This is a genomic window from Halomonas sp. ANAO-440, from assembly GCF_019915905.1.
GTDB lineage: Bacteria > Pseudomonadota > Gammaproteobacteria > Pseudomonadales > Halomonadaceae > Halomonas > Halomonas chromatireducens.
Genome location: NZ_JAHXBV010000009.1, coordinates 158,106 through 178,621 on the forward strand (window position 1 = coordinate 158,106; position 20,516 = coordinate 178,621).

At 60.8% G+C, this 20,516-nt stretch carries 19 protein-coding genes; 10 read left to right on the top strand and 9 right to left on the bottom strand.

Annotated elements, in window-relative coordinates; translation table 11 throughout:
• Positions 1 to 119 precede the first annotated feature (119 nt).
• On the top strand, positions 120 to 665 hold the full coding sequence (locus KZO25_RS08865; RefSeq protein WP_223136664.1) for a YaeQ family protein: 546 nt from the start codon (positions 120 to 122) through the stop codon (positions 663 to 665).
• A 40-nt stretch (positions 666 to 705) separates the two neighbouring features.
• Here KZO25_RS08865 and KZO25_RS08870 read toward each other — a convergent pair whose 3' ends face one another.
• A complete protein-coding gene (locus tag KZO25_RS08870; RefSeq protein ID WP_066448629.1) occupies positions 706 to 2,412 on the bottom strand; it encodes a potassium/proton antiporter in 1,707 nt (568 codons plus the stop codon).
• Positions 2,413 to 2,558: 146 nt separating this feature from the next.
• Between KZO25_RS08870 and KZO25_RS08875 the strand changes: the two genes are divergently transcribed.
• Positions 2,559 to 3,821 carry an ABC transporter substrate-binding protein gene (locus tag KZO25_RS08875; protein WP_223136665.1) on the top strand — a complete coding sequence of 421 codons (1,263 nt, stop codon included), beginning with the start codon at positions 2,559 to 2,561 and terminating at the stop codon, positions 3,819 to 3,821.
• A 20-nt stretch (positions 3,822 to 3,841) separates the two neighbouring features.
• On the opposite strand, the gene KZO25_RS08880 is transcribed toward KZO25_RS08875, so the two are convergent.
• From KZO25_RS08880 to KZO25_RS08890, 3 genes are all read right to left on the bottom strand, one after another.
• The gene (locus tag KZO25_RS08880) at positions 3,842 to 4,624 is read right to left on the bottom strand and encodes an alpha/beta fold hydrolase (RefSeq protein WP_223136666.1); all 783 of its coding nucleotides are present in this window, start codon (positions 4,622 to 4,624) and stop codon (positions 3,842 to 3,844) included.
• 24 nt (positions 4,625 to 4,648) lie between these two features.
• Positions 4,649 to 5,320, bottom strand: a complete 672-nt coding sequence (locus KZO25_RS08885) for a 7-cyano-7-deazaguanine/7-aminomethyl-7-deazaguanine transporter (protein ID WP_066448639.1) — start codon at positions 5,318 to 5,320, stop codon at positions 4,649 to 4,651.
• 195 nt (positions 5,321 to 5,515) lie between these two features.
• Complete coding sequence (locus KZO25_RS08890) at positions 5,516 to 7,468, bottom strand: propionyl-CoA synthetase (protein WP_410505380.1); 1,953 nt, start codon at positions 7,466 to 7,468, stop codon at positions 5,516 to 5,518.
• Positions 7,469 to 7,786: 318 nt separating this feature from the next.
• Between KZO25_RS08890 and KZO25_RS08895 the strand changes: the two genes are divergently transcribed.
• Positions 7,787 to 8,107, top strand: a complete 321-nt coding sequence (locus KZO25_RS08895; RefSeq protein WP_223136668.1) for an ArsR/SmtB family transcription factor — start codon at positions 7,787 to 7,789, stop codon at positions 8,105 to 8,107.
• A 15-nt stretch (positions 8,108 to 8,122) separates the two neighbouring features.
• Here KZO25_RS08895 and sohB read toward each other — a convergent pair whose 3' ends face one another.
• Positions 8,123 to 9,163: a protease SohB gene (gene sohB / locus KZO25_RS08900; RefSeq protein WP_223136669.1), complete on the bottom strand. Its 1,041-nt coding sequence runs from the start codon at positions 9,161 to 9,163 to the stop codon at positions 8,123 to 8,125.
• Between the two features lie 148 nt (positions 9,164 to 9,311).
• On the opposite strand from sohB, the gene KZO25_RS08905 reads away from it, so the two are divergent.
• Positions 9,312 to 9,623, top strand: coding sequence for an SCP2 sterol-binding domain-containing protein (locus tag KZO25_RS08905; protein WP_223136670.1), 312 nt, complete (start codon positions 9,312 to 9,314; stop codon positions 9,621 to 9,623).
• A 56-nt stretch (positions 9,624 to 9,679) separates the two neighbouring features.
• On the opposite strand, the gene nudC is transcribed toward KZO25_RS08905, so the two are convergent.
• From nudC to KZO25_RS08925, 4 genes are read right to left on the bottom strand one after another with little or no spacing between them, the layout of a single operon-like run.
• Complete coding sequence (nudC, locus tag KZO25_RS08910; protein WP_223136671.1) at positions 9,680 to 10,456, bottom strand: NAD(+) diphosphatase; 777 nt, start codon at positions 10,454 to 10,456, stop codon at positions 9,680 to 9,682.
• Positions 10,456 to 11,214 (bottom strand): DNA polymerase III subunit epsilon, encoded by a 759-nt coding sequence (gene dnaQ / locus KZO25_RS08915; protein WP_223136672.1) that lies wholly within the window; start codon positions 11,212 to 11,214, stop codon positions 10,456 to 10,458. The genes nudC and dnaQ overlap by 1 nt, the downstream gene beginning before the upstream one ends.
• Before the next feature lie 10 nt (positions 11,215 to 11,224).
• A complete protein-coding gene (gene rnhA / locus KZO25_RS08920) occupies positions 11,225 to 11,716 on the bottom strand; it encodes a ribonuclease HI (RefSeq protein ID WP_223136673.1) in 492 nt (163 codons plus the stop codon).
• Positions 11,709 to 12,497 carry a methyltransferase domain-containing protein gene (locus KZO25_RS08925; protein ID WP_223136674.1) on the bottom strand — a complete coding sequence of 263 codons (789 nt, stop codon included), beginning with the start codon at positions 12,495 to 12,497 and terminating at the stop codon, positions 11,709 to 11,711. The genes rnhA and KZO25_RS08925 overlap by 8 nt, the downstream gene beginning before the upstream one ends.
• 212 nt (positions 12,498 to 12,709) lie before the next feature.
• On the opposite strand from KZO25_RS08925, the gene gloB reads away from it, so the two are divergent.
• The 6 genes from gloB (at position 12,710) to KZO25_RS08955 (ending at position 20,448) form a co-directional block, all read left to right on the top strand.
• Complete coding sequence (gene gloB, locus KZO25_RS08930; protein WP_223136675.1) at positions 12,710 to 13,477, top strand: hydroxyacylglutathione hydrolase; 768 nt, start codon at positions 12,710 to 12,712, stop codon at positions 13,475 to 13,477.
• A gap of 68 nt (positions 13,478 to 13,545) precedes the next feature.
• Positions 13,546 to 14,697, top strand: a complete 1,152-nt coding sequence (locus tag KZO25_RS08935) for a transglycosylase SLT domain-containing protein (RefSeq protein WP_223136676.1) — start codon at positions 13,546 to 13,548, stop codon at positions 14,695 to 14,697.
• A 110-nt stretch (positions 14,698 to 14,807) separates the two neighbouring features.
• Positions 14,808 to 16,643: an extracellular solute-binding protein gene (locus KZO25_RS08940; protein ID WP_223136677.1), complete on the top strand. Its 1,836-nt coding sequence runs from the start codon at positions 14,808 to 14,810 to the stop codon at positions 16,641 to 16,643.
• A 50-nt stretch (positions 16,644 to 16,693) separates the two neighbouring features.
• A complete protein-coding gene (locus tag KZO25_RS08945; protein WP_066448678.1) occupies positions 16,694 to 17,767 on the top strand; it encodes a microcin C ABC transporter permease YejB in 1,074 nt (357 codons plus the stop codon).
• A gap of 4 nt (positions 17,768 to 17,771) precedes the next feature.
• Positions 17,772 to 18,857, top strand: a complete 1,086-nt coding sequence (locus KZO25_RS08950) for an ABC transporter permease (RefSeq protein WP_223136678.1) — start codon at positions 17,772 to 17,774, stop codon at positions 18,855 to 18,857.
• Positions 18,850 to 20,448 carry an ABC transporter ATP-binding protein gene (locus KZO25_RS08955; RefSeq protein ID WP_223136679.1) on the top strand — a complete coding sequence of 533 codons (1,599 nt, stop codon included), beginning with the start codon at positions 18,850 to 18,852 and terminating at the stop codon, positions 20,446 to 20,448. Before KZO25_RS08950 ends, KZO25_RS08955 begins: the two co-directional genes overlap by 8 nt.
• Positions 20,449 to 20,516 lie beyond the last annotated feature (68 nt).

The following is a 20,516-nucleotide window of genomic DNA, read 5'->3' on the forward strand; positions in this document are numbered from 1 at the left end:
TTGCAAGCTTGCCACGCTCTGACGCATCTTTTTTTTCGCCTTTTACAACGCTACCCACCGAGCGAGCCGCTGGAATATGGCATCATGGGGAATACCCCCGAACAAGGCAAACCCGACAAATGGCTTCGAAGGCAACGATTCACAAGGCCCAGCTGCAGATTGCTGACATGGATCGACATTACTATGCAGACCACTCGCTGACCGTAGCACGCCACCCCTCAGAAACCGACGAGCGCATGATGGTCCGGTTGCTGGCGTTTTCACGCCATGCAACCGAGTCCTTGGCTTTCGGCCGGGGCCTCAGTACCGATGACGAGCCGGACCTCTGGGTGAAGGACCTGACCGGGGCCGTCGAGCACTGGATACAGCTCGGCCAGCCTGATGAAAAAGATATTCGCAAGGCCTGCGGCCGTGCTCGCCAGGTCACGCTCTATACCTACAGTGGGCATGGCGCAGCGCTTTGGTGGGAGCAGCATCACACCAAGCTCGCCGCCCTTCCCAATCTGTCAGTGATCGATGTCGACACCGCATCGGTTCAAGCATTGGCTGGATTGGCGGCAAGGAGCATGTCGCTGAACTGCACCATTCAGGATGGCATGCTCTGGCTGGCCAGCCCCGAGCAGTCGGTGGAAGTGACACTCAGCGAACGCCAGCGAGCGAAATGAAGCGGAGCCCGCCCCGCCGGCTCCATCCATGGCCAACGGCTCAATAGAGACGCAGACCGACGCGCGTCACCTTGTTGCCTTCCATTTCGCCAACCACCCAGTGGATGCCGTGCCAGTCCACGTCATCCCCTACGACCGGGTGACCACCAACTCTCAGGGAGACGAACTCCCCCAGTGTCATGTCACTTTCCCCAGGGCTCAGGGTCAAGCCATAGACGCCTGCGATATCGCGCATCAACGCCTCACCGTCGAAAGTGAAGGTGCCGAAGAAGGCACGCTCCTGCTTGAGCTTGGCATCCCCACTGAAGAGTCGATTCAGCGCAGGCAGATCATCGCTGCGTCCGATCACGCAAATGACATCGCCCAGCTTCAACCGGGTACTGCCCTTGGGGTGGAGCATGGCATGCTGGCGAAACAGCGCCGATATGACGGCGCCTGATGGAAAGCGCAGTAGCCGTATCGGTACATCGTCAAGATCCCGATTGTCGACCTGATAGACGAACATTTCGTAGTCGTTCTCAGGCAGGATGCCCAGCGGCCCACGGTGGTTGGGCGTCACCCCCACCGGAATTTCCACGCGCATCCAGCGTGCCATGAACGGCAGCGTTCCCCCCTGTATGAGCAGTGACATCAATACCACGGCAAAGGCGACGTTGAAGTAGAGCCCTGCGTTCTCAACCCCGCCGATTACCGGAAAAATGGCCAGCACGATGGGTACGGCTCCTCGTAGCCCCACCCAGGAGATGAAGCCGATTTCTCGCCATCGGAACTTGAAAAAGGGCTTGATGGTAACCAGCACCGCCAGAGGCCGAGCCACGAAAATCAATGCAAGGGCTACCAGTGATGCAGGTAACGCATACTCCAGAAGACCGCTGGGACTGACCAGCAAGCCAAGAATGAGGAACAGCCCAATCTGACTCAGCCAGGCAAGGCCGTCATGCACGGGAAGAATGAAATTGAGATGCCGTCCCGGTTGGTTGCCAATCATGAGACCAGTCAGGTAGATCGCCAGGAAGCCACTGCCTCCCAGGATGCTCGTCAGGCCAAAGACGAAAAAGCCCAACGCCAGTGCCAGCAAGGCGTAAAGGCCCGGCGCCAGATCCAGCCAGCGCAACAGCTTGCCACTCAACCAACCGGCGGCAAGGCCAATCAGCACCGCCAAGCCAAATTGAGTGACAAGGAACAGCAGAGTGGAAGACACGCCTCGAATATCGCCGACCAGCACTTCAACCAGTAGCAGCGTCAAGAAGATCGCCATGGGATCGTTGGTGCCGGACTCGATTTCCAGAGTAGCACTGACACGCTCGTTGAGATGGACGCCCCGCCCGCTGAGCATGGAGAAGACGGCGGCCGCATCGGTGGAGCCCACGATGGCTCCCACCAACAGGCCCTGGACGAGAGTAAGACCGAACACCCACATGGCAATGAGACCAACCAGGGCGCTGGTAACGAACACGCCGAGCGTCGCCAGAGACAAGGCCGGCTTGAACGCGACCCGGAAGGTCTTGAGGCGTGTGCGAAGCCCACCGTCCAGCAGGATCATGGCCAACGCAAGGTGACCGATCACAAAGGCCAGGGAGTAATCATCGAACCGGATGCCCAGCACCCCCTCCTCGCCTGCCAGCATCCCCAACCCCAGAAAGATCAGTAACAGGGGCAGCCCCACCATGGAGGAGAGGCGGCTGGCCAGCACGCTGAGAGCGATTAGAAAACCGCTCAACAGGAAAAGGGTATTGATGGTGTCCATACAAGCCTCAAGGCGCGGAGCCCATCATTATGACATGCCAGGGAAGGATGGGCAGCGGACGTCGTTGCTGGCCTTCGACCATTCGGCAAGGCTAAACTGGCGCTTCACCGATTGATCGCTACCGCCGCTGGAGACGCACCCATCTCATGGCTAAACCCTATCGATGGTTCGCATTACGCGTTCTGGCCCCACTGGTCGTGCCGCTGAGCCTCACACCGCTCCCTCTTCTTGCCGATTCGTCATCGCCGCCCTCTGCCGCCCTGGATGCTCCTCCATTGTCGCTGGAAACCGAGGTAACGATTCCTCCATCGGCTTTCTACCGGGCTGAAGCCTTGGCCCAGGATCAACAGCCACCGCAGCTCCAGCTACCGCCGCTCATCGAAGGACCTTCTTTCATAGAGCTGTTCCTGCCAAATACGCCCGCGTCTATCGAAGAAGCAGAAGATGCCGAGATACCCTCCGTCACCAGCACACCGGCCGAACCGATCGTACCACCACCACTGATCTCCCTGGAGATTACCCTGGATTGGTACCTCAACCTGCAGCATGCCGCCCTGCTGGTAGCACGTGAAAAGGGTATGTTCCTTCGCAGGGGGTTGGATGTGACCCTGGTCAGCCCAGCGGACCCCAATGTCCCGGCCAAGCTGTTGGCGGCCGGCAGAACCGACTTGGCGCTGGGACGGCAACCGCAGCTGCACTTGCTGGCCAACAAGGGGCAGCCCCTGGTTCGTGTTGCCACCCTCATCGGAACCCCGATGGCAGGACTGTTGCTGCGTGCCCCCTTGGTCGGCGACAACGGTGAACTCAGCCTGGAAGGTATACACCTTGGTTATACCGACCTCGACGGGCGCGATATCCTGCTCTCACGGCTACTGGCCAACGTGCTGACGCTGGAGAAAGGGCTGGACCTGGTGGACGCCCGGGACGTCCACTACTCGGCGCGGGACACCATCAGAGAGGGCGTTGTCGATGGCGTGATGATCAACCACCGCTTCCTGCTGCCTCGACAACTTCTGGATGAGGGGGTCGCTTCCCATTTCCTGAGCGTCGAAGAGCATGGTATCCCCAGTCATGACGGACTGATCCTGATGGCCAACCGGGACAAGCTGAACGGCAACAAGCGTGAGGCCATCCGCTCGCTCATTTCGGCCATAGAAGAGGCCACCCTCTGGATATTCAACCATCCGGAGCAAGCCTGGGAACTGCTGGCAACGGCAGAGCCGGCGCTGGACGACCCGGCTACCCGTGAGGCCTGGGAACTGATATATCCACGCCTGTCGCTCCAACCAGCCGCCGTTGACCAGGGGCGCTACTATCGCTTCGAACAATACCTGCTCAATGCGGGTGTGTTCGATACAACCACCCCCCTTGAGCGACTCGCCATCGACCTCGGCGCTCCCAATCCTTGAGCCCTGCTCCGCGATAGGATTCAAGCCTCCTGGGCATCGAGGAAGGCGCTCACCGCCGACTGAAAAGCCTCGGGCTGCTCGGCATGTAGCCAGTGCCCCGCTTCATCCAGGGTCTTGATCTCGGCTCGGGGCAAGACGCCACGCAGCACCGGTAACATCGCATCCGTCACGTAGTCGGATTTGCCCCCGCGTATCACCAGCGTCGGCCCATCAAAGGCACCGTGCCCTGCCGGCGCCTGCATGATGTCATCGTAGCCGGCCATGATCTCGTCCAGGCCGATACGCAGCTCGAGGTTGCCGGTGCTGCCTCGCTGAAGGTTAGTCGCCAGGAATAGACGTGTGGTGCGCTCCTCGACGTGCTCGGCCAACAACTCATCGGCCTCACGACGGTTGCCGGGCTTGCCCTCCTCCAGACGCCGAAGACCAGCAAATACCGCGCTGTGTCCATGGCTATAGGCCTGAGGAGCGATATCGGCGACGATCAAGGATGCAACGCGTTGCGGAGCCAGCCGTGCGAGCGTAATAACCACCTTGCCGCCCATGGAGTGTCCCAGCAGGTGGGCACGCTCGATGTTGAGCCGATCCATCAGAGCCAGCAGATCCTGCGCCATCGCTGTGTAGCTCATCCCCTGGACATGGGGGGATCGGCCATGGTTGCGAAGGTCCACGGCCACGACTCGCCGGTACTCTTGCCACTGCTTGACGTGGCTACGCCAATTGTCGGCGCTTCCCAGTAGTCCATGCACAACGAACAGCGGCGTACCTTCGCCACCGGTGTCCAGGTAGTTGATTTCAACAGTCATCGGGCCTCCAGTGCCAGGTTCAAGTCAGGCACGCTGCGGCGCCAGGTCCTGCTGGCCAGTTAGCGTGACCAGCCGTCGACCAAGCCAGGCCAGCAGCACCCCGTAAAGCGGAAGGAAGAACAGCAGGCTGATGCCAAGCTTGATCACATAGTCCACTGTAGCGATCTCGACCCAGTTGGCTGCCATGAAGGGGTCGGGGCTACGGTAGAAAGCCGAAGCGAAGAAAACCGCGGTATCGGCCAGGTTGCCAAAGACGGTCGATATTGCAGGCGCAATCCACCAGGATTTCAGCCCGCGAAGCCGATCGAAAACCTGGACGTCGAGCAGTTGGCCCAGCACGTAGGCCAGGAAGCTCGCCAGTGCTATCCGTGCCACGAAAAGGTTCCACTCGCCCAAGGCCTCCATTCCGGCGAAGCCGCCCCGCGGAAAAACCACCGATATCACATAGGAGATCAACAGTGCCGGCAACATCACTCGCATGACGATGGCACGTGCCGCCTCCTTGCCGAAGAGCCGCACAGTCAGGTCTGTGGCCAGGAAAATGAAGGGAAAGCTGAAGGCCCCCCAGGTGGTATGAAATCCGAACAGAGTGAACGGAAGCTGAACCAGATAGTTGCTGGCGGCGATGATCAATATATGAAACGTTACCAGCAGAAATAAGCAGCGGCGGTACTGAACTTCGTTCAACACGAACATCGGTTGGTCCTTTTTGACGATCCCGCCAAACGGAATCGTGTCATTACAGAGCGAGGGGTGAGGGAACCCTCGGAAAGTCGCGGATTATACGTAGGATGGAGGTCAGTGGCCAATAAACCAGTCACCCAACGCGACGACGCCACCCGCTGGGTGGCGTCGTGCAAATCCCGGGCAACAAGGCGCAGGAAGGATGGCTCAGACCTGGCGTGCCTCATGGGCGGCGCCCACCGAACGATCCTTCATTGCATCGTGGACGTCTTGCAGGCTGGCCGGATCGTCAATGGTCGAGGGAACGCCGTACTCTTTTCCATCGGCAATATTGCGCAACAGCTTGCGCAGTATCTTGCCGGAGCGCGTCTTCGGCAGGCGGTTGACCACCAAGACCTGCTTGAAGCAGGCAATGGGCCCGATCTTCTCGCGCACCAGGGCAATCAGTTCATTTTCCAGCGCCAGTTCATCACCCTCGAAGCCATCCTTGGGGATGACAAGCCCCACTGGCACCTGCCCCTTGAGTGAATCATGGATACCGATCACTGCGCATTCGGCGACGGCCTTATGGGCGCCCACGACCTCTTCCATCTCGCCGGTGGACAGGCGATGTCCGGCGATATTGATGACGTCATCGGTACGACCCATGATGAACAGGTAGCCATCTTCATCGAAGTAGCCACCGTCACCAGTCAGATAGAAACCAGGAAATGCGGCCATGTAGGCACTATGAAACCGCTGAGGATCTCCCCATACACCCACCAGGCAGCCAGGAGGCATGGGCTGCTTGATAACGACGCTGCCCTGCTCCATCGGCTTGGCCTGCTCACCCTCCCGGTCGAGAACCTGCACATCGAAACCGGGAACCGGCACCGTGGCGCTACCTGCCTTTGTCGGCATCGGGTCAAGGCCATGCAGGTTGGCGGCAATGGGCCAACCGGTCTCTGTCTGCCACCAGTGATCTATCACGGGAACGTCAAGCAGGTCGTCAAGCCAATGGAACGTCGGAGGATCCAGCCGCTCCCCGGCCAGAAACAGCGCCTTCAGGCAGGAAATGTCGTACTGAGCCAAGAGCTTGCCATCAGGGTCCTCCTTCTTGATAGCACGAAAGGCAGTGGGAGCCGTAAAGAAGCTCTTCACGCCATACTCGCTGATCAGCCGCCAGAAGGCCCCGGCATCCGGAGTCTTAACCGGCTTGCCTTCGTAGACCACGGTGGTACAGCCTCGCAGCAGCGGGGCGTAGACGATATAAGAGTGCCCCACCACCCAGCCCACGTCCGAGGCGGAAAAGAAAACCTCACCGGGAGCCACGTCGTAGATCGCCTCCATGGAGTAGTGGAGTGCAACGGCATAGCCGCCGGTGTCGCGCACCACACCCTTGGGTTTTCCAGTGGTGCCGGATGTGTAAAGTACATATAGCGGGTCGCTGCCCTTGACCGGTACACACTCGGCCGGCTCGGCTTTCGCCATCAATTCAGCCCAGTCGTGATCGTTGTCGCCAAGCTCGGCTTGCTGCTGCTCGCGCTGAAGTATCACGCAGGCATCCGGTTTATGCTGGCTCTGCCCGATGGCAGCATCGATGATCGGCTTGTAGGAAATGACACGGTCTATCTCGATGCCGCAGGAGGCAGCCACGACGACCTTGGGCTGGGCATCGTCGATGCGTACCGCCAGCTCATGGGGCGCGAAACCACCGAAGACAACGGAGTGGACTGCTCCCAGCCGCGCGCAGGCATACATCGCCATGAGGGCCTCGGGCACCATGGGCATATAGATGACCACCCGGTCCCCTTTTTCGACGCCTAGCGCTCTCAGGGCCCCGGCGAATAGCGCCACCTGGTCACGCATCTCTCGGTAGGTCACCGTACGCTTGCTCTCGGTAACCGGCGAGTCCCATAGCACCGCCGGTTGCTCGCCACGCCCCTGGTCCACATGGTGGTCCAGCGCGGCATGACAGATGTTCAGCTCACCGTCGACGAACCAGCGTGCATGCTGCTGGTCATCATAGCTGAGAACGGTCTTGGGCGTTGTAAACCAGGGAATGCGGCGAGCCTGCTCGGCCCAGAAGGCTTCAGGCTGTTCGATGGAGCGGTTGAATTCGTTGGTATAGGTGGTCATGAGCGTCCTGTCCGACACGAAGTTGCCTGGGATTGTTGACACTCTAGAGAATTTCTCAGGAATTTCCTTCATACCATCGGCTAATCAAGCCCCAAGCAGCGGTCGAACCGCCCTCATTGTTGACAATAACGACGCATTTACCCGACCTATATCAATTTTCCGTTGACTCGACGTTTGACAGTTGATGGGCCACTATCAATGATAACTAAATGAGCAATGCCATAAACCACGAAGGGCACTGTCACACCCCTGCCTCCTGCCACAGCCTGCAGTAAGGCTGTTGTCGCAGCCGAGGTAGCCGCCAGAAGCAGCTAGCCTCGGCCTGCATTGCAGCCGGGCAGCCAAACCGGGGAGATCGACATGAGCACCTCGCACAGCAACGCATCCCGCCTGCTCGAAGCCGGCGATGTCGCCATCGACCAGGCCACTGCCCTTCTGAAGGCGCTGGCCAACGACAATCGACTACGCATTCTATGCCTGCTTGATGACTCGGAACTGTCTGTGACCGAGCTCAATCAGCGTCTAGCGCTGAGTCAATCAGCCTTGTCGCAACACCTCGCCATCCTGCGCAGGGAGGGACTGGTGACGACACGCAGAGCCTCACAGACTATCTACTACTCCCTGCAGGGCCAACAAGCCAAAGGGTTGATCGAGACACTCGTCAGGTTGCAGGAGCCATGAAAGGCAATACGGGGATCAGCGTTTCTCCCAGCGGCCAGCATCGAGCCGCTCCATGACCCGGTCGATGCCACCCTCGATCCCCTTCGATACGGCCATGCCGAGCCGTTCACCCATGGGATTGCGCGCTTCCAGCCGCATGCTGATGACTCGCGCCTCCTCCATGCGTGACAGCAAGTATGCCTCGCTGGTGCCCAGGGCATCGACTAGCCCCATATCGAGCGCATCCCGGCCATACCATGTCTCGCCGGTTGCAACCGCCTCGATATCCAGACTTGGGCGACGCTCGGCAACATGCGACTTGAATAGGTGATGGATGTTTTCCAGGTCCGCCTTGAACTTCTGCCTGCCTTCTTCGGTATTCTCACCGAAGACCGTCAGGGTTCGCTTGTACTCGCCGGCGGTCAACAGCTCGACATCGATATCGTGCCGCTTGAGGAGCCGATGGAGGTTCGGCAGCTGCGCTACCACGCCGATGGAGCCCAGGACCGCAAAAGGCGCTGCGCGAAGCTGGTCGGCAGCACAGGCCATGAGGTATCCCCCGCTGGCAGCCACCTTGTCGACACAGACCGTCGTTGTCAGGCCTGCCTCACGTAGCCGATCCATCTGGGCCGCGGCAAGGCCATAGGCATGCACCAGCCCGCCGGGTGATTCAAGGCGAACCACCACTTCATCCCCTTGTGTCGCGGCTGCCATGACTGCCGATATCTCTTCGGCGAACCTTCCCACTCCAGATGCCTTTATATCGCCACGAAAATCCAGCACCCAGACGGTCTGACGGGGCTTGCCCGGCTCCTTTCGTCCTTGCCGGCCTTCCGTCTTGTCCTCACGTCGAAATCCCTTGAGTAGTCGCTTGCGAGCGCCCGGCTCACTGGCAGCGAGAGCCAGCCGCCTCCGCCGGTACTCATGTCGCCGGTTGAGCTCCTCGATACGCAGACGCAAGCGGTCGCCTCCTTCGCTCCTGGCTCGGGCCACAATGACCACCACGACCCCCACCAATAGCAGCAGAATCGTCAATTGGGCCGTGAAGCGCCCGATATCAAGCAGCCACTCGTTCACGTTACTCTCTCCGCTTACTGATTGAGCGATTAATACTGACGCCGCCTGCCCCAAGGTACAATGGTCTTGATTAAAACATTCGTTTGAAATACTCTCGCAAGTAGTACCTCACTCCTCCCTTGACTGCTACGACAGAGGAAGCTCTCGCATGTCCAGCAACACTTTCGATAAACTACAAGATCGTTTCGACCCTCAGGCCGCAAAAGGCATGAATGACATTTTCCAGTTTCACTTCAGCGACAATGGCAGCCACTATCTGGTCATCAAGGATGGCAGCCTGGCCATTGAAGAGGGCGAGCACGATGATCCCTCGGTCAGCCTGAGCATGAGCACCGATACCCTGAAGGGTGTGATGAATGGCGATATCAACGGCATGACCGCCTTCATGACAGGTAAGCTCAAGGCAACCGGTAATGTCATGCTGGCAACCAAGCTGACGAGCCTCTTCCCGTCACGCTGATATGGCGCAGCAACGAGACACCCACGCGGGCCGCCATATGGCGGCCCGCGCGATTTTTATCGAAGACTGCCCTTCACCTCGGCGAGATGCGTCTCGATCAGGGCTCGTGAGATGGAATAGGGTGGCGGCAGCTGAGGCAGGCGCTCGGGCATGAACCAGGCGGCATCGGCTATCTCGACACCATCAATTCGTATACGCCTGGTAGCGGCTTCTGCGAAGAAACCCAGCATCAACGCATGGGGAAACGGCCAGGCCTGGCTGCGGTAGTAGCGTATTCGTCCCACCGTGAGTCCCACCTCCTCGTATATCTCACGCCGAACGGCCTCCTCGGCCGACTCGCCAGGCTCGATGAAGCCAGCCAGCGTAGAGAAACGTCCCGCTGGAAACCGAGGGCTCCTCGCCAGCAGCATGGCATCGCCATGTGTCACCAGCGTAATGATGCAAGGGGAAATTCTGGGATAGTTACGCAGCCCACAGGACTGGCAGTGCATGGCAAACTCGGAATCCAGCTGTGACGCTCCGGCTCCGCAGCGGCCGCAGAACCGATGATCGCGAAGCCAGGCAGACACCTGGAGAGCCGTGGAGAGCAGCGGGAACCAGGACTCGGGCAGCCTGGCCAACCACTCCCTGCCATCCGGCCAACTCTCATCCCCCTGTCCTTCCACTGACAGGGCCACCGGGTCGTCGTGCCAGTAGCAAAGCGGCTGCATGGTCGCCGTCCACTCCTGTGCCGGCTGCAGAGGAGATCCATCCGGTCCCGGCGCGATACGGCCAGAGCCAATCCGGATGACCCGACCACCAACCTCACCGAAGGGAAGGTCGCGGCGCAGCATCAGCTCGACTTTTCTGCGAGATCACGTGCCGAGGCAAGCTCATCCCAGTGGCAAGAGCCAGCAGCCTGACGGATCTGCTCGAGCTTGGCCTGATGGGCGACCAACTCCTCCGCGCCAGGGCGCAGGACGCTCAGGCTGGCCGTCGATGACAAACGCCGAATCGACAACCCCCCGGCCATGGCGTCATCGGCACGCCGCTCTTCGGCATCCAGTGTCAGGGCCGTCTGGCCGCCGGTCATGGCGAGGTAGACCTCGGCCAGGATCTCGGCATCCAGCAGGGCCCCGTGGAGTACCCGGCGTCCGTTGTCGATCTCGTAGCGCTTGCATAGCGCATCGAGGTTGTTGCGCTGCCCCGGGTGACGGTCACGAGCCAGACGCAGAGTGTCCAGAATGGAGCAGTGCTCAGCAACCGGGCCCAGGCGTGGCTCATGGCGCTGGGCGTGGAGCATCATCAGTTCGTGATCGATGAAGCCCACATCGAAGGCCGCGTTATGAATCACCAGTTCGGCACCGACGATGAAGTCCCAGAACGCATCGGCTATCTCGGCGAATACCGGCTTGTCGTCCAGGTCGTCGTTGGTGATGCCATGCACCGCGATGGCTTCGGCCTCGATTTCGCGCTGCGGATTGATGTATTGATGGTAGGTCTGTCCGGTAAGGCGGCGGTTCACCAGCTCCACGGCACCGATCTCTATCAGCCGGTGCCCTTCCTTGGGGTCGATACCGGTTGTTTCCGTATCCAGTACAATCTGACGCATGACACATGACTCACGATGATTTGATGACGACGCCTGGCTTGGCGCGATGGGCATCGATGGCGGCATTGGCCAACGCATCGGCACGCTCATTACCCGGATGACCGCTATGACCCTTCACCCAGTGCCACTGCACCTGATGCCGGCTGGCCTCCTCCAATAGCTCTCGCCACAGCTCAGCGTTCTTGACCGGCTGTCGGCTGGCTGTCTTCCAGCCACGCTTCATCCAGCCATGGATCCACTCGGTAATCCCCTTTCGCAGGTATTCGGAGTCGGTCCAGAGATCAACCCGACATGGCTGCTTGAGCTCACGCAGCGACCTGATGGCCGCCATCAGCTCCATGCGATTGTTGGTGGTATCGGCTTCGAAACCATTGAGGGTCTTTTCGTGCCTGCCACTGGACAGCACCGCTCCCCAGCCGCCCGGCCCCGGATTTCCTCGGCATGCCCCATCGGTATAGATGGTGACACTGGGTAACGGCTTGGCTTGATCGGTATCACTCAACCTCGGTGGTCCTTCTGCTCGGTTCTTCTACTGCGGGACGCCCGACCCGGGATGCATGGCCCAGGGAACTGCCACCCAACGCGCCACCGAGGCGAAGACGGGGGCGCTGAACCTGAGCCAGCTTCGTGCGGCGACGGGCGCGAATGATATAGCTGTCCCCCAACGGCACGTTATGACGTCGCCCCAGGGTCTCCAGGGCGGCGTTACCCGGCATTCTGCCAGGGAGGTGAAAGCCACAGTAGTCTACCCGTTCGATTCGGAAATCGACAAATGCCAGCCAATCGCGCAGCTTGGCCGGTGTTCGCCACTGCCCTCGCCACGGTAGTCGACGCCGTCGGCCCGGCGAGAGTCGCGATAGCCCAGCTACACCAAGTGGCGCCCAGCCGAAAATGATCAGACAGCCATCGTCGCTGGTAAGCCTTGCGGTCTCTTGCAAGAGACGATGGGGGTTAGGCACGATTTCCAGCAGATGGTGGATGATGACCAGCTGCAGACTTTCGTCTGGCAGTGCCAGCGCATCAGGGGGGCAGACCAGGGTCGAAGCCTGCTCGGCCAGTTCCACGGTCGGCGCCCAGCGCATGCTGTGGTGAATGGGTGACATATCGGTAAGGGTGGGCCCCATTCCCAGCTCAAGGCTATGGAGCCCATGCAGTCGCTCACAGACAGGCCCCAGGCACGCCCGCTCGGCTCGCCAGTGGGCAACCCCATCGGGACTCGACCAATAGCGGCGTCCTTCTCGAAACAGTTGAGCCAGCGCCAGTAGGTCCTGTGAATTTGACATTGGCTACAACACCCTCCATTATCACCGGTTTTGCGGGCAATTTACAGCAAAATGGCAGTGTTTGGCCGCCATGCAATGGCTTTCGGCTATCGCGTGCATCGCTGCCCTGCGCATCGAAATGATGCGTATACGTTGATTAGTGCGGCTTGCAAGAACGTAGTCCTGTACCCTGCAACACCACCGGTTGACGACGCGACGAGGACGTTAGGCCTATGCTGAGCGTGACACCGATTCCCGCTTTTGGCGACAACTATATATGGCTAATGCGCCAGGACACGAGCCCCGATGTCTGCATAGTGGATCCCGGCGATGCCGCTCCAGTCATTCAGATACTGGAGCGGGACAAGCTGAATCTCACCAGCGTTCTCATCACTCATCACCACCATGACCATGTCGGCGGCCTTGCGGAACTCATCGAGCGCTACTCCCCCCATGTCATCGGTCCACAGAACCCCCAGATAGCAGGCATTGACGAACGGGTAGGCCAGGGTGACACCTGCCGCGTCATGGGGCGCCTGTTTGAGGTCATGGAAGTACCGGGGCATACCCTGGATCATATCGCCTTCTTCACGGCTGGTATTCCCCCCCTGCTGTTCTGTGGCGACACCCTTTTCTCGGCCGGGTGCGGTCGCCTCTTCGAAGGCTCACCGCAGCAGATGCACAACTCCCTGCAAGCTCTCGCCAGCTTGCCCGACGACACCCTCGTCTTCGCCGCCCACGAATATACTCAAGCCAATCTGGATTTCGCCAGCGCCGCGGACCCGAACAACCCCGACGTGGCTACGGCACTCAAGGAAACCCAGCGAGCGCGTGCTCTCGATCGACCCACCCTGCCCAGCAACCTGGGGCGCGAGAGAAGGATCAACCCTTTCCTGCGTTGCGCCGACCCGGCAGTCCGCGCGACCGCCTCGCAGCACGGCGATACCGATACCGACCAGGCCACTTTCGCGACCCTGCGGGCCTGGAAAGACAGTTTCTGAATTCGACGCATCCCATGGAAGCCTGGCGGCCAACCGTCATGCCGCCCCAGCGACCTGAAGGAGAACGCATGACATACCTTACCGCTCGACGAAAGGCAATCGGCCTCGCCAGCAGCCTTGCCCTGCTCGGAGCATTGGCTGTCGGCGCACAGAGTCAGGCTGCCCCCCACCCCGGAGCCAGCAATACCTATACGACTGTCCATTTCTGGAACGACCTCCAGCTCGAGTTCCTTCCCGGCGACACCTGGGAGCGGCTGCGCGACAACCTTCAATGGCTCGATCGCAGCCATGATGCACGCGTCCAGCACTGGATCGAATACTATCGCGCCAACCCGTCCAACGTGGTCTCGATCATCGAGCGGGCCCGGCCCTGGATGGCCTGGATCAGCGAGAAAGTGGAGACTCGCGGCCTGCCGGGCGAAATCGCGCTGATCCCCTTCGTGGAGAGCTCCTTCGACCCCACGGCGCGCAGTCATCGCGGCGCCGCCGGGCTCTGGCAATTCATGCCCGGCACAGGCGACGCCCTGGGCCTGAGCCGACGCAATGGCTACGATGGTCGTCTCGATGTCGTGGCCTCGACCGAGGCTGCCCTGGATTACATCGAGCTGCAGGCGGAACAGTGGTATGAGGGTGACCTCGAGCTCTCCCTCGCTGCCTACAATGCCGGCGCAGGGACCGTGAATCGGGCACGACACGCTGCCGGCGCCCGTGGAGAGCCCACGGACTACTGGCACCTGCAGCTGCCCAACGAAACCATGAACTATCTGCCAAAGCTCAATGCCATCGCGGCCATCATTGCCGACCCCGAGGCACACGGCATCGACTTGCCGGAAATCGACGATGCGCCGGCCTTTGCCAAGATAACGGTGGAGACACCGATCGACCTCGGTCAACTGGCCACCATGTCTGGCGTGGACCGGGACGATCTCTCGGCTCTCAATCCCGGCCTGACCAATGGTAGCGCGCACCCCGCCACGGCTGACGTCATTCTGGTGCCAGTCGAGCATGAAGAAACCGTCCTGGCCCACCTTTCGACCCCAGCAACGCCGAGCACCGGGGCGCACCAGCATGTGGTCACACGAGGCGACAGCCTTTCGTCGATCGCCGCCCTGCATGGCAGCAGCGTGGAAGAGATCCGCCAGCATAACGGGCTCAACGGCGACTTGATTCATGAAGGTCAACGCCTGGATATTCCGCGACGCAGCCTTGCCGCTCGTTGACACCTAGCGTCATGAAATTAGACAGGATAGGTTTACAAGCAACGGAAGGACTGACACCTTAAGGCGGCACACCCCTCCTGACGGGGCATGTTTCAGCAAGGATGTCATCGATGCGGTTCGTTATACGTTGCCTCTTCCTAACTGCTCTGGCCTCGGGCTGGGTTTCGTCGACCCTGGCGGGCGACCACGCCACCATACCCACGGTGCATGGCCTTGCGCTCTATGATGAGCCGGCCCTGGATGCTGACTTTGCCTATTTCCCCTACGTCAACCCGGATGCTCCCAAGGGGGGCAGCCTGATCCGTGCGGCCGTAGGCAGCAGTTTCGACTCGACCAACCCGTTCATCATCCGCGGCACACCCGGCATCGGTATCGGCGAAATCTATGACACCCTGCTGGTGGAAAACGTCGATGAGCCTTTCAGTGTCTACGGCCTGCTGGCCGAAGGCATGCGCCTTGACCCCGACCGCTTCTGGATAGAGTTCGACCTTCGGCCCGAGGCACGCTTCCATGACGGCGAGCCCGTCACCGCCGAGGACGTGGTCTTCAGTTTCAATCTGCTGGTGGAGGAAGGCAACCCGTTCTATCGAGGCTACTACGCCGATGTGGAGAGCGTCGAAGCGCTGGACCGCCATACCGTCCGCTTCGAGTTCGCCACCAACCACTCCCGCGAGCTGCCCTTGATCGTGGGCCAGTTGCCGATCCTGCCAAAGCACTACTGGGAAGAGCGGGACTTCACTGCGCCGACCCTGGCACGCCATCCCGGCTCCGGCCCCTATCGCCTCGCCGAGGTGGAACCCGGCCGGCGCATTGTCTATCAACGGGTGACGGATTACTGGGGCGCCGAGCTGCCCGTCAATCGCGGACGCCACAATATCGACCGACTGATCTACGACTATTACCGCGATCGCGATATCGCCTGGGAGGCCTTCAAGGCCGGCGTCATGGACTATCGTACCGATGCCCGTGCCGCCACCTGGGCCATCGGTTACGACTTTCCCGCCTACAACGACGGCCTGGTGAAACGGATTACCGTGCCGGACGGGCAGCCGTCACGCATGCAGGCCTTTGTCTTCAACCTGCGAGAGGAAAAATTCCAGGACGTCCGCGTGCGCGAGGCGCTCAATCTCACCTTCGACTTCCCCTGGCTCAATGCCAATCTCTTCTACGACTCCTACAGCCGGACAGAGAGCTACTTCCAGAACTCCGAGATGGCCGCCGAGGGGCTGCCGAGCGAGGCGGAACTCGCCCTGCTCGAGCCGCATCGTGACGACTTGCCCGAGCGGGTCTTCGACAGCGAGCTGCCAATCGACCACCCCACTGAGCTACGTGAACGCCTGCGCCTGGCCTACGAGCTGCTGCTGGAGGCGGGGTACGAATTTCGGGGTGGGGTCCTGGTGGATGGCGACAGCGGCCGCCCGCTGTCCGTCGAGGTCATGCTGTTCGACAGCGGCCTGGAACGGGTCGTGCAGCCCATGCTGCGCAACATGTCACGCCTCGGCATACAGGGCAGCCTGCGCATCGTCGATATCAACCAGTACCTCAACCGCCTGAGAAGCTTCGACTTCGAGATCATCACCGGGCAGTTTCCCCAGTCCAACAACCCCGGCAACGAACAGCGCGAATTCTGGACGAGCGAGTTCGCCGAAAGCCCTCAGAGCCGCAACCTGATGGGGCTGCAGAGCCCCGTGGTCGATGAGCTGGTGGAGCGTCTGATACGGGCCGACAGCCGGAGCGAACTCAACACCGCCGCCCGCGCCCTGGACCGGGTACTGCTGTGGAACTTCATCACCATCCCCCACTACCATTCCGGCGAGACGCGAATTGCCGTCTGGGACAAGTTCGGCTACCCCGAGCCCTTCCCCAAGTACGGCTTCGACCTCTCGGCCTGGTGGGTCGACAGCGAACGGGAAGACGAAATCAACCGACGTCTTCGCCGTCGATAAGCCGTGCGGATACTCAGAGTCACTGCTGCTTTCATAAGGATGACCCCATCGTGAGCCGCTACATCCTGCGCCGACTGCTGCTGATGATCCCGACCCTGATCGGGATCATGCTGCTCAATTTCATTATCGTGCAGGCCGCCCCGGGCGGGCCCATCGACCAGATGATGGCGCGGTTCGAGGGTATGGACGCGATGGCCAGCACCCGGCTGGATGCTGGCGGCGGCGACGTCGTGGTGCGGGACGAATCACGCGGCGCTCGCGGCGTGGACCCACGCTTCATCGAACAGCTCGAACAGCAGTTCGGTTTTGACCAGCCCGCCCATATCCGCTTCCTGGGGATGATGCGCGACTATGCCACCTTCGACTTCGGCAACAGTTTCTTCCGCGATCGACCGGTCGTCGAACTGATGATAGAGCGATTGCCGGTGTCGATTTCCCTCGGCCTCTGGACCACGCTGCTGGTCTACCTGATATCGATTCCGCTGGGCATTCGCAAGGCACTGCATCATGGCTCACGGTTCGACGTCTGGACCTCGGGGCTGGTCATCGTGGGTTACGCCATCCCCGGCTTTCTGTTTGCCATCCTGCTCATCGTGCTGTTTGCAGGGGGCAGCTACTGGGACTTCTTTCCCCTGCGCGGTCTCACTTCGCCGGATTTCCATGAGCTCTCCACCTGGGGCAAGATCAAGGATTACTTCTGGCACATCACCCTGCCGGTAGTGGCCATGACGGTCGGCAGCTTCGCCACCCTGACCATGCTGACCAAGAACAGCTTCCTCGACGAGATCCACAAGCAGTATGTGCTGACCGCCCGAGCCAAGGGCGCCAGTGACCGTCGGACGCTCTATGGCCATGTGTTCCGCAACGCCATGCTGATCATCATCGCCGGCATGCCCGGCGCGCTGATCACGATCTTCTTCACCGGATCGCTGTTGATCGAGGTGATCTTCTCTCTGGAAGGGTTGGGTCTCCTGGGGTTCGAGGCGGTGATGCAGCGCGACTACCCGGTGATCTTCGGCACGCTGTTCCTCTATACCCTGATCGGGCTGGTCCTCAAGCTGGTTTCCGATCTCACCTATGTCTGGGTGGATCCACGTATCGATTTCGAGACCCGGGAGTCCTGAGCCAATGACCCTTGCGTTCACCTCCAAGCTCTCCCCCATCGCCCGGCGGCGCATCAGCGTCTTTCGTCAGAACCGACGGGCCCGGGTGTCGCTGTGGATCTTTTTGGTGCTGTTTGGCCTCAGCCTCCTCGCCGAGCTGATCGCCAACGACAAACCCATCGTGATGCAGTTCGATGGGCAGTGGTATACCCCCCTGCTGGTGGATTACCCCGAAACCGAGTTCGGCGGGTTCCTGCCGACACGCACCGACTACCACGACCCCTTCATACAGGCGCAGATCGAGGATCACGGCTGGGCGCTCTGGCCACCGATCCCGTTCTCCTACCAGACCCTGGACATGCAGATGATGCGCCCCTCGCCATCCCCCCCCGACAGGCGGCATTGGCTGGGCACCGATGACCAGGGACGCGATGTCCTGGCCCGGGTCATCTATGGCTTCCGCTTGTCGGTTTTCTTCGCCCTGGTGCTGACTGCCGGCTCCCTGGTGATGGGCGTGCTCATCGGCGGCATACAGGGGTATTTTGGTGGCAAGACCGACCTGGTCGGCCAACGCCTGACAGAGATCTGGTCAGGACTGCCGGTACTGTTTCTCCTGATCATCCTGGCCAGCCTGGTGCAGCCCGGCTTCTGGTGGCTGCTGGGCATCATGCTGCTCTTCTCCTGGCTGGGACTGGTGGACGTGGTACGCGCGGAATTTCTGCGGGCACGCAACCTGGAGTATGTGCGTGCCGCCAAGGCCATGGGCCTACCCTCGCGCCTGATCATGTGGCGTCACGTCCTGCCCAACGCCATGGTAGCCACGCTGACCTTCATTCCCTTCCTGTTCACCGGTGCCATCACCACATTGACCGCTCTGGATTTCCTCGGCTTCGGCCTGCCGCCCGGCGCGCCATCACTGGGCGAACTGGTAGCCCAGGGCAAGAACAACCTGCATGCCCCATGGCTTGGGATAACCGCCTTCGTCAGCCTGTCGCTGATGCTGTCGCTGCTGGTGTTCATCGGCGAGGGGCTACGCGATGCCTTCGATCCACGCCATATTCAACACGCCCCGAGTGCCACCCCCTTGACCAGGACTCAGCCCAATGCCTGAATCGCATTCACGAGACTTGCTGCGTTTCGACAAGCTGACCATCGCCTTCGATGGCGTGCCGGTACTGCATGAGCTGTCCCTCGAGGTGCGTCGTGGTGAAACCGTCGCCCTGGTAGGGGAGTCCGGTTCCGGAAAGTCGGTATCGGCACTGGGCGCCATGAACCTGCTACCCGACAATGCTCAGGTGCAGGGTGGCCGGTGGCTGGGCGAAACGGACCTGACTCGCCTCAGGAATCGCGACTGGCAGGGGCTTCGTGGTGGGCGTGTCGGATTCATCTTTCAGGAACCGATGACGTCGCTCAATCCGCTGCACACGGTTGCCAAGCAGATCGGAGAGACACTGCGGCTGCATCAGGGACTTTCCGGCCGGGCGGCACGCGAACGCACGCGCAAGCTGCTGGAGCAGGTGAAGCTGCCACGCCCGGATGAGCTGCTGGATGCCTGGCCACACCAGCTCTCCGGCGGCCAGCGACAGCGGGTGATGATCGCCATGGCCATTGCCAATGACCCCGAACTGCTTATCGCCGACGAGCCCACTACCGCGCTCGACGTCACCGTTCAGCAGGAGATTCTTGCCTTGCTCGCCGATCTGCGCGATCGCCACGGCATGGGCATGCTCTTCATCACCCATGACCTCAACCTGGTTCGGCGGCATGCCGATCGGGTCTGCGTGCTCTACAATGGACGGGAGCAGGAGACCGGTCCGGTTTCCGAGGTCTTCCACTCCCCCCGTAGCGACTATACCCGTACCCTGCTGGAAGCCGAACCCACCGGGCACCCCTCACCGGTGCCTGCCGGAGACCCGCTGATCAGCGGGCGTGGCGTGACGGTCAGTTTCCAGCGGCCAAAGCGGCTGTTTGCCAAGCGTCCGCCAGCCTTCGTGGCAGTCAAACCGGTGGACCTGCACATCGCCCCCGGCGAGACTCTGGGCATCGTCGGGGAATCAGGCTCCGGCAAGACCACCCTGGCCATGGCACTACTACGACTCACGCCCTGTGACGGCGAGATCGACTTCGGTGGCGAACGTCTCGACCGCTTGAGCGGTAACGCACTGCGCAAGCGCCGACGCCGCTTCCAGGTCGTCTTCCAAGACCCCTATGGCTCACTATCCCCTCGCCTGCCAGTCTCGGAAATCGTCAGTGAGGGACTGCGTTTTCACTATCCTAAACTCACGGAAAGCGAGGTCTTGCAACGGGTTCAAGCCACGCTCCACGAGGTCGGCCTACCCGCCGATTGTGCCGCACGCTACCCCCATGAGTTTTCAGGAGGCCAGCGTCAGCGCATCGCCGTAGCCCGGGCGCTCATTCTCGAACCCGAACTGGTGATACTCGACGAGCCAACTTCGGCGCTTGATCGAACCGTACAGAAGCAGCTCGTGGAACTGCTTCGCGACCTGCAGGCTCGCAGAGGGTTGAGCTATCTCTTCATCAGCCATGATCTTGCTGTCGTGCGTGCCATGGCCCATCGGGTGATGGTGCTGAAGGACGGCGAACTGATAGAGGAAGGCGACTGCCATGATGTGCTCGAGAGCCCAACCAGTGACTACACGCGGGCGCTGGTCAAGGCGGCGGGTCTACGTAGAGACAGCTGATAAGGACAGTCACTGATGACGTTCCCGGCATCACAAGTGAAGAACGCGGCAGCGGAGGAAGGTAACGG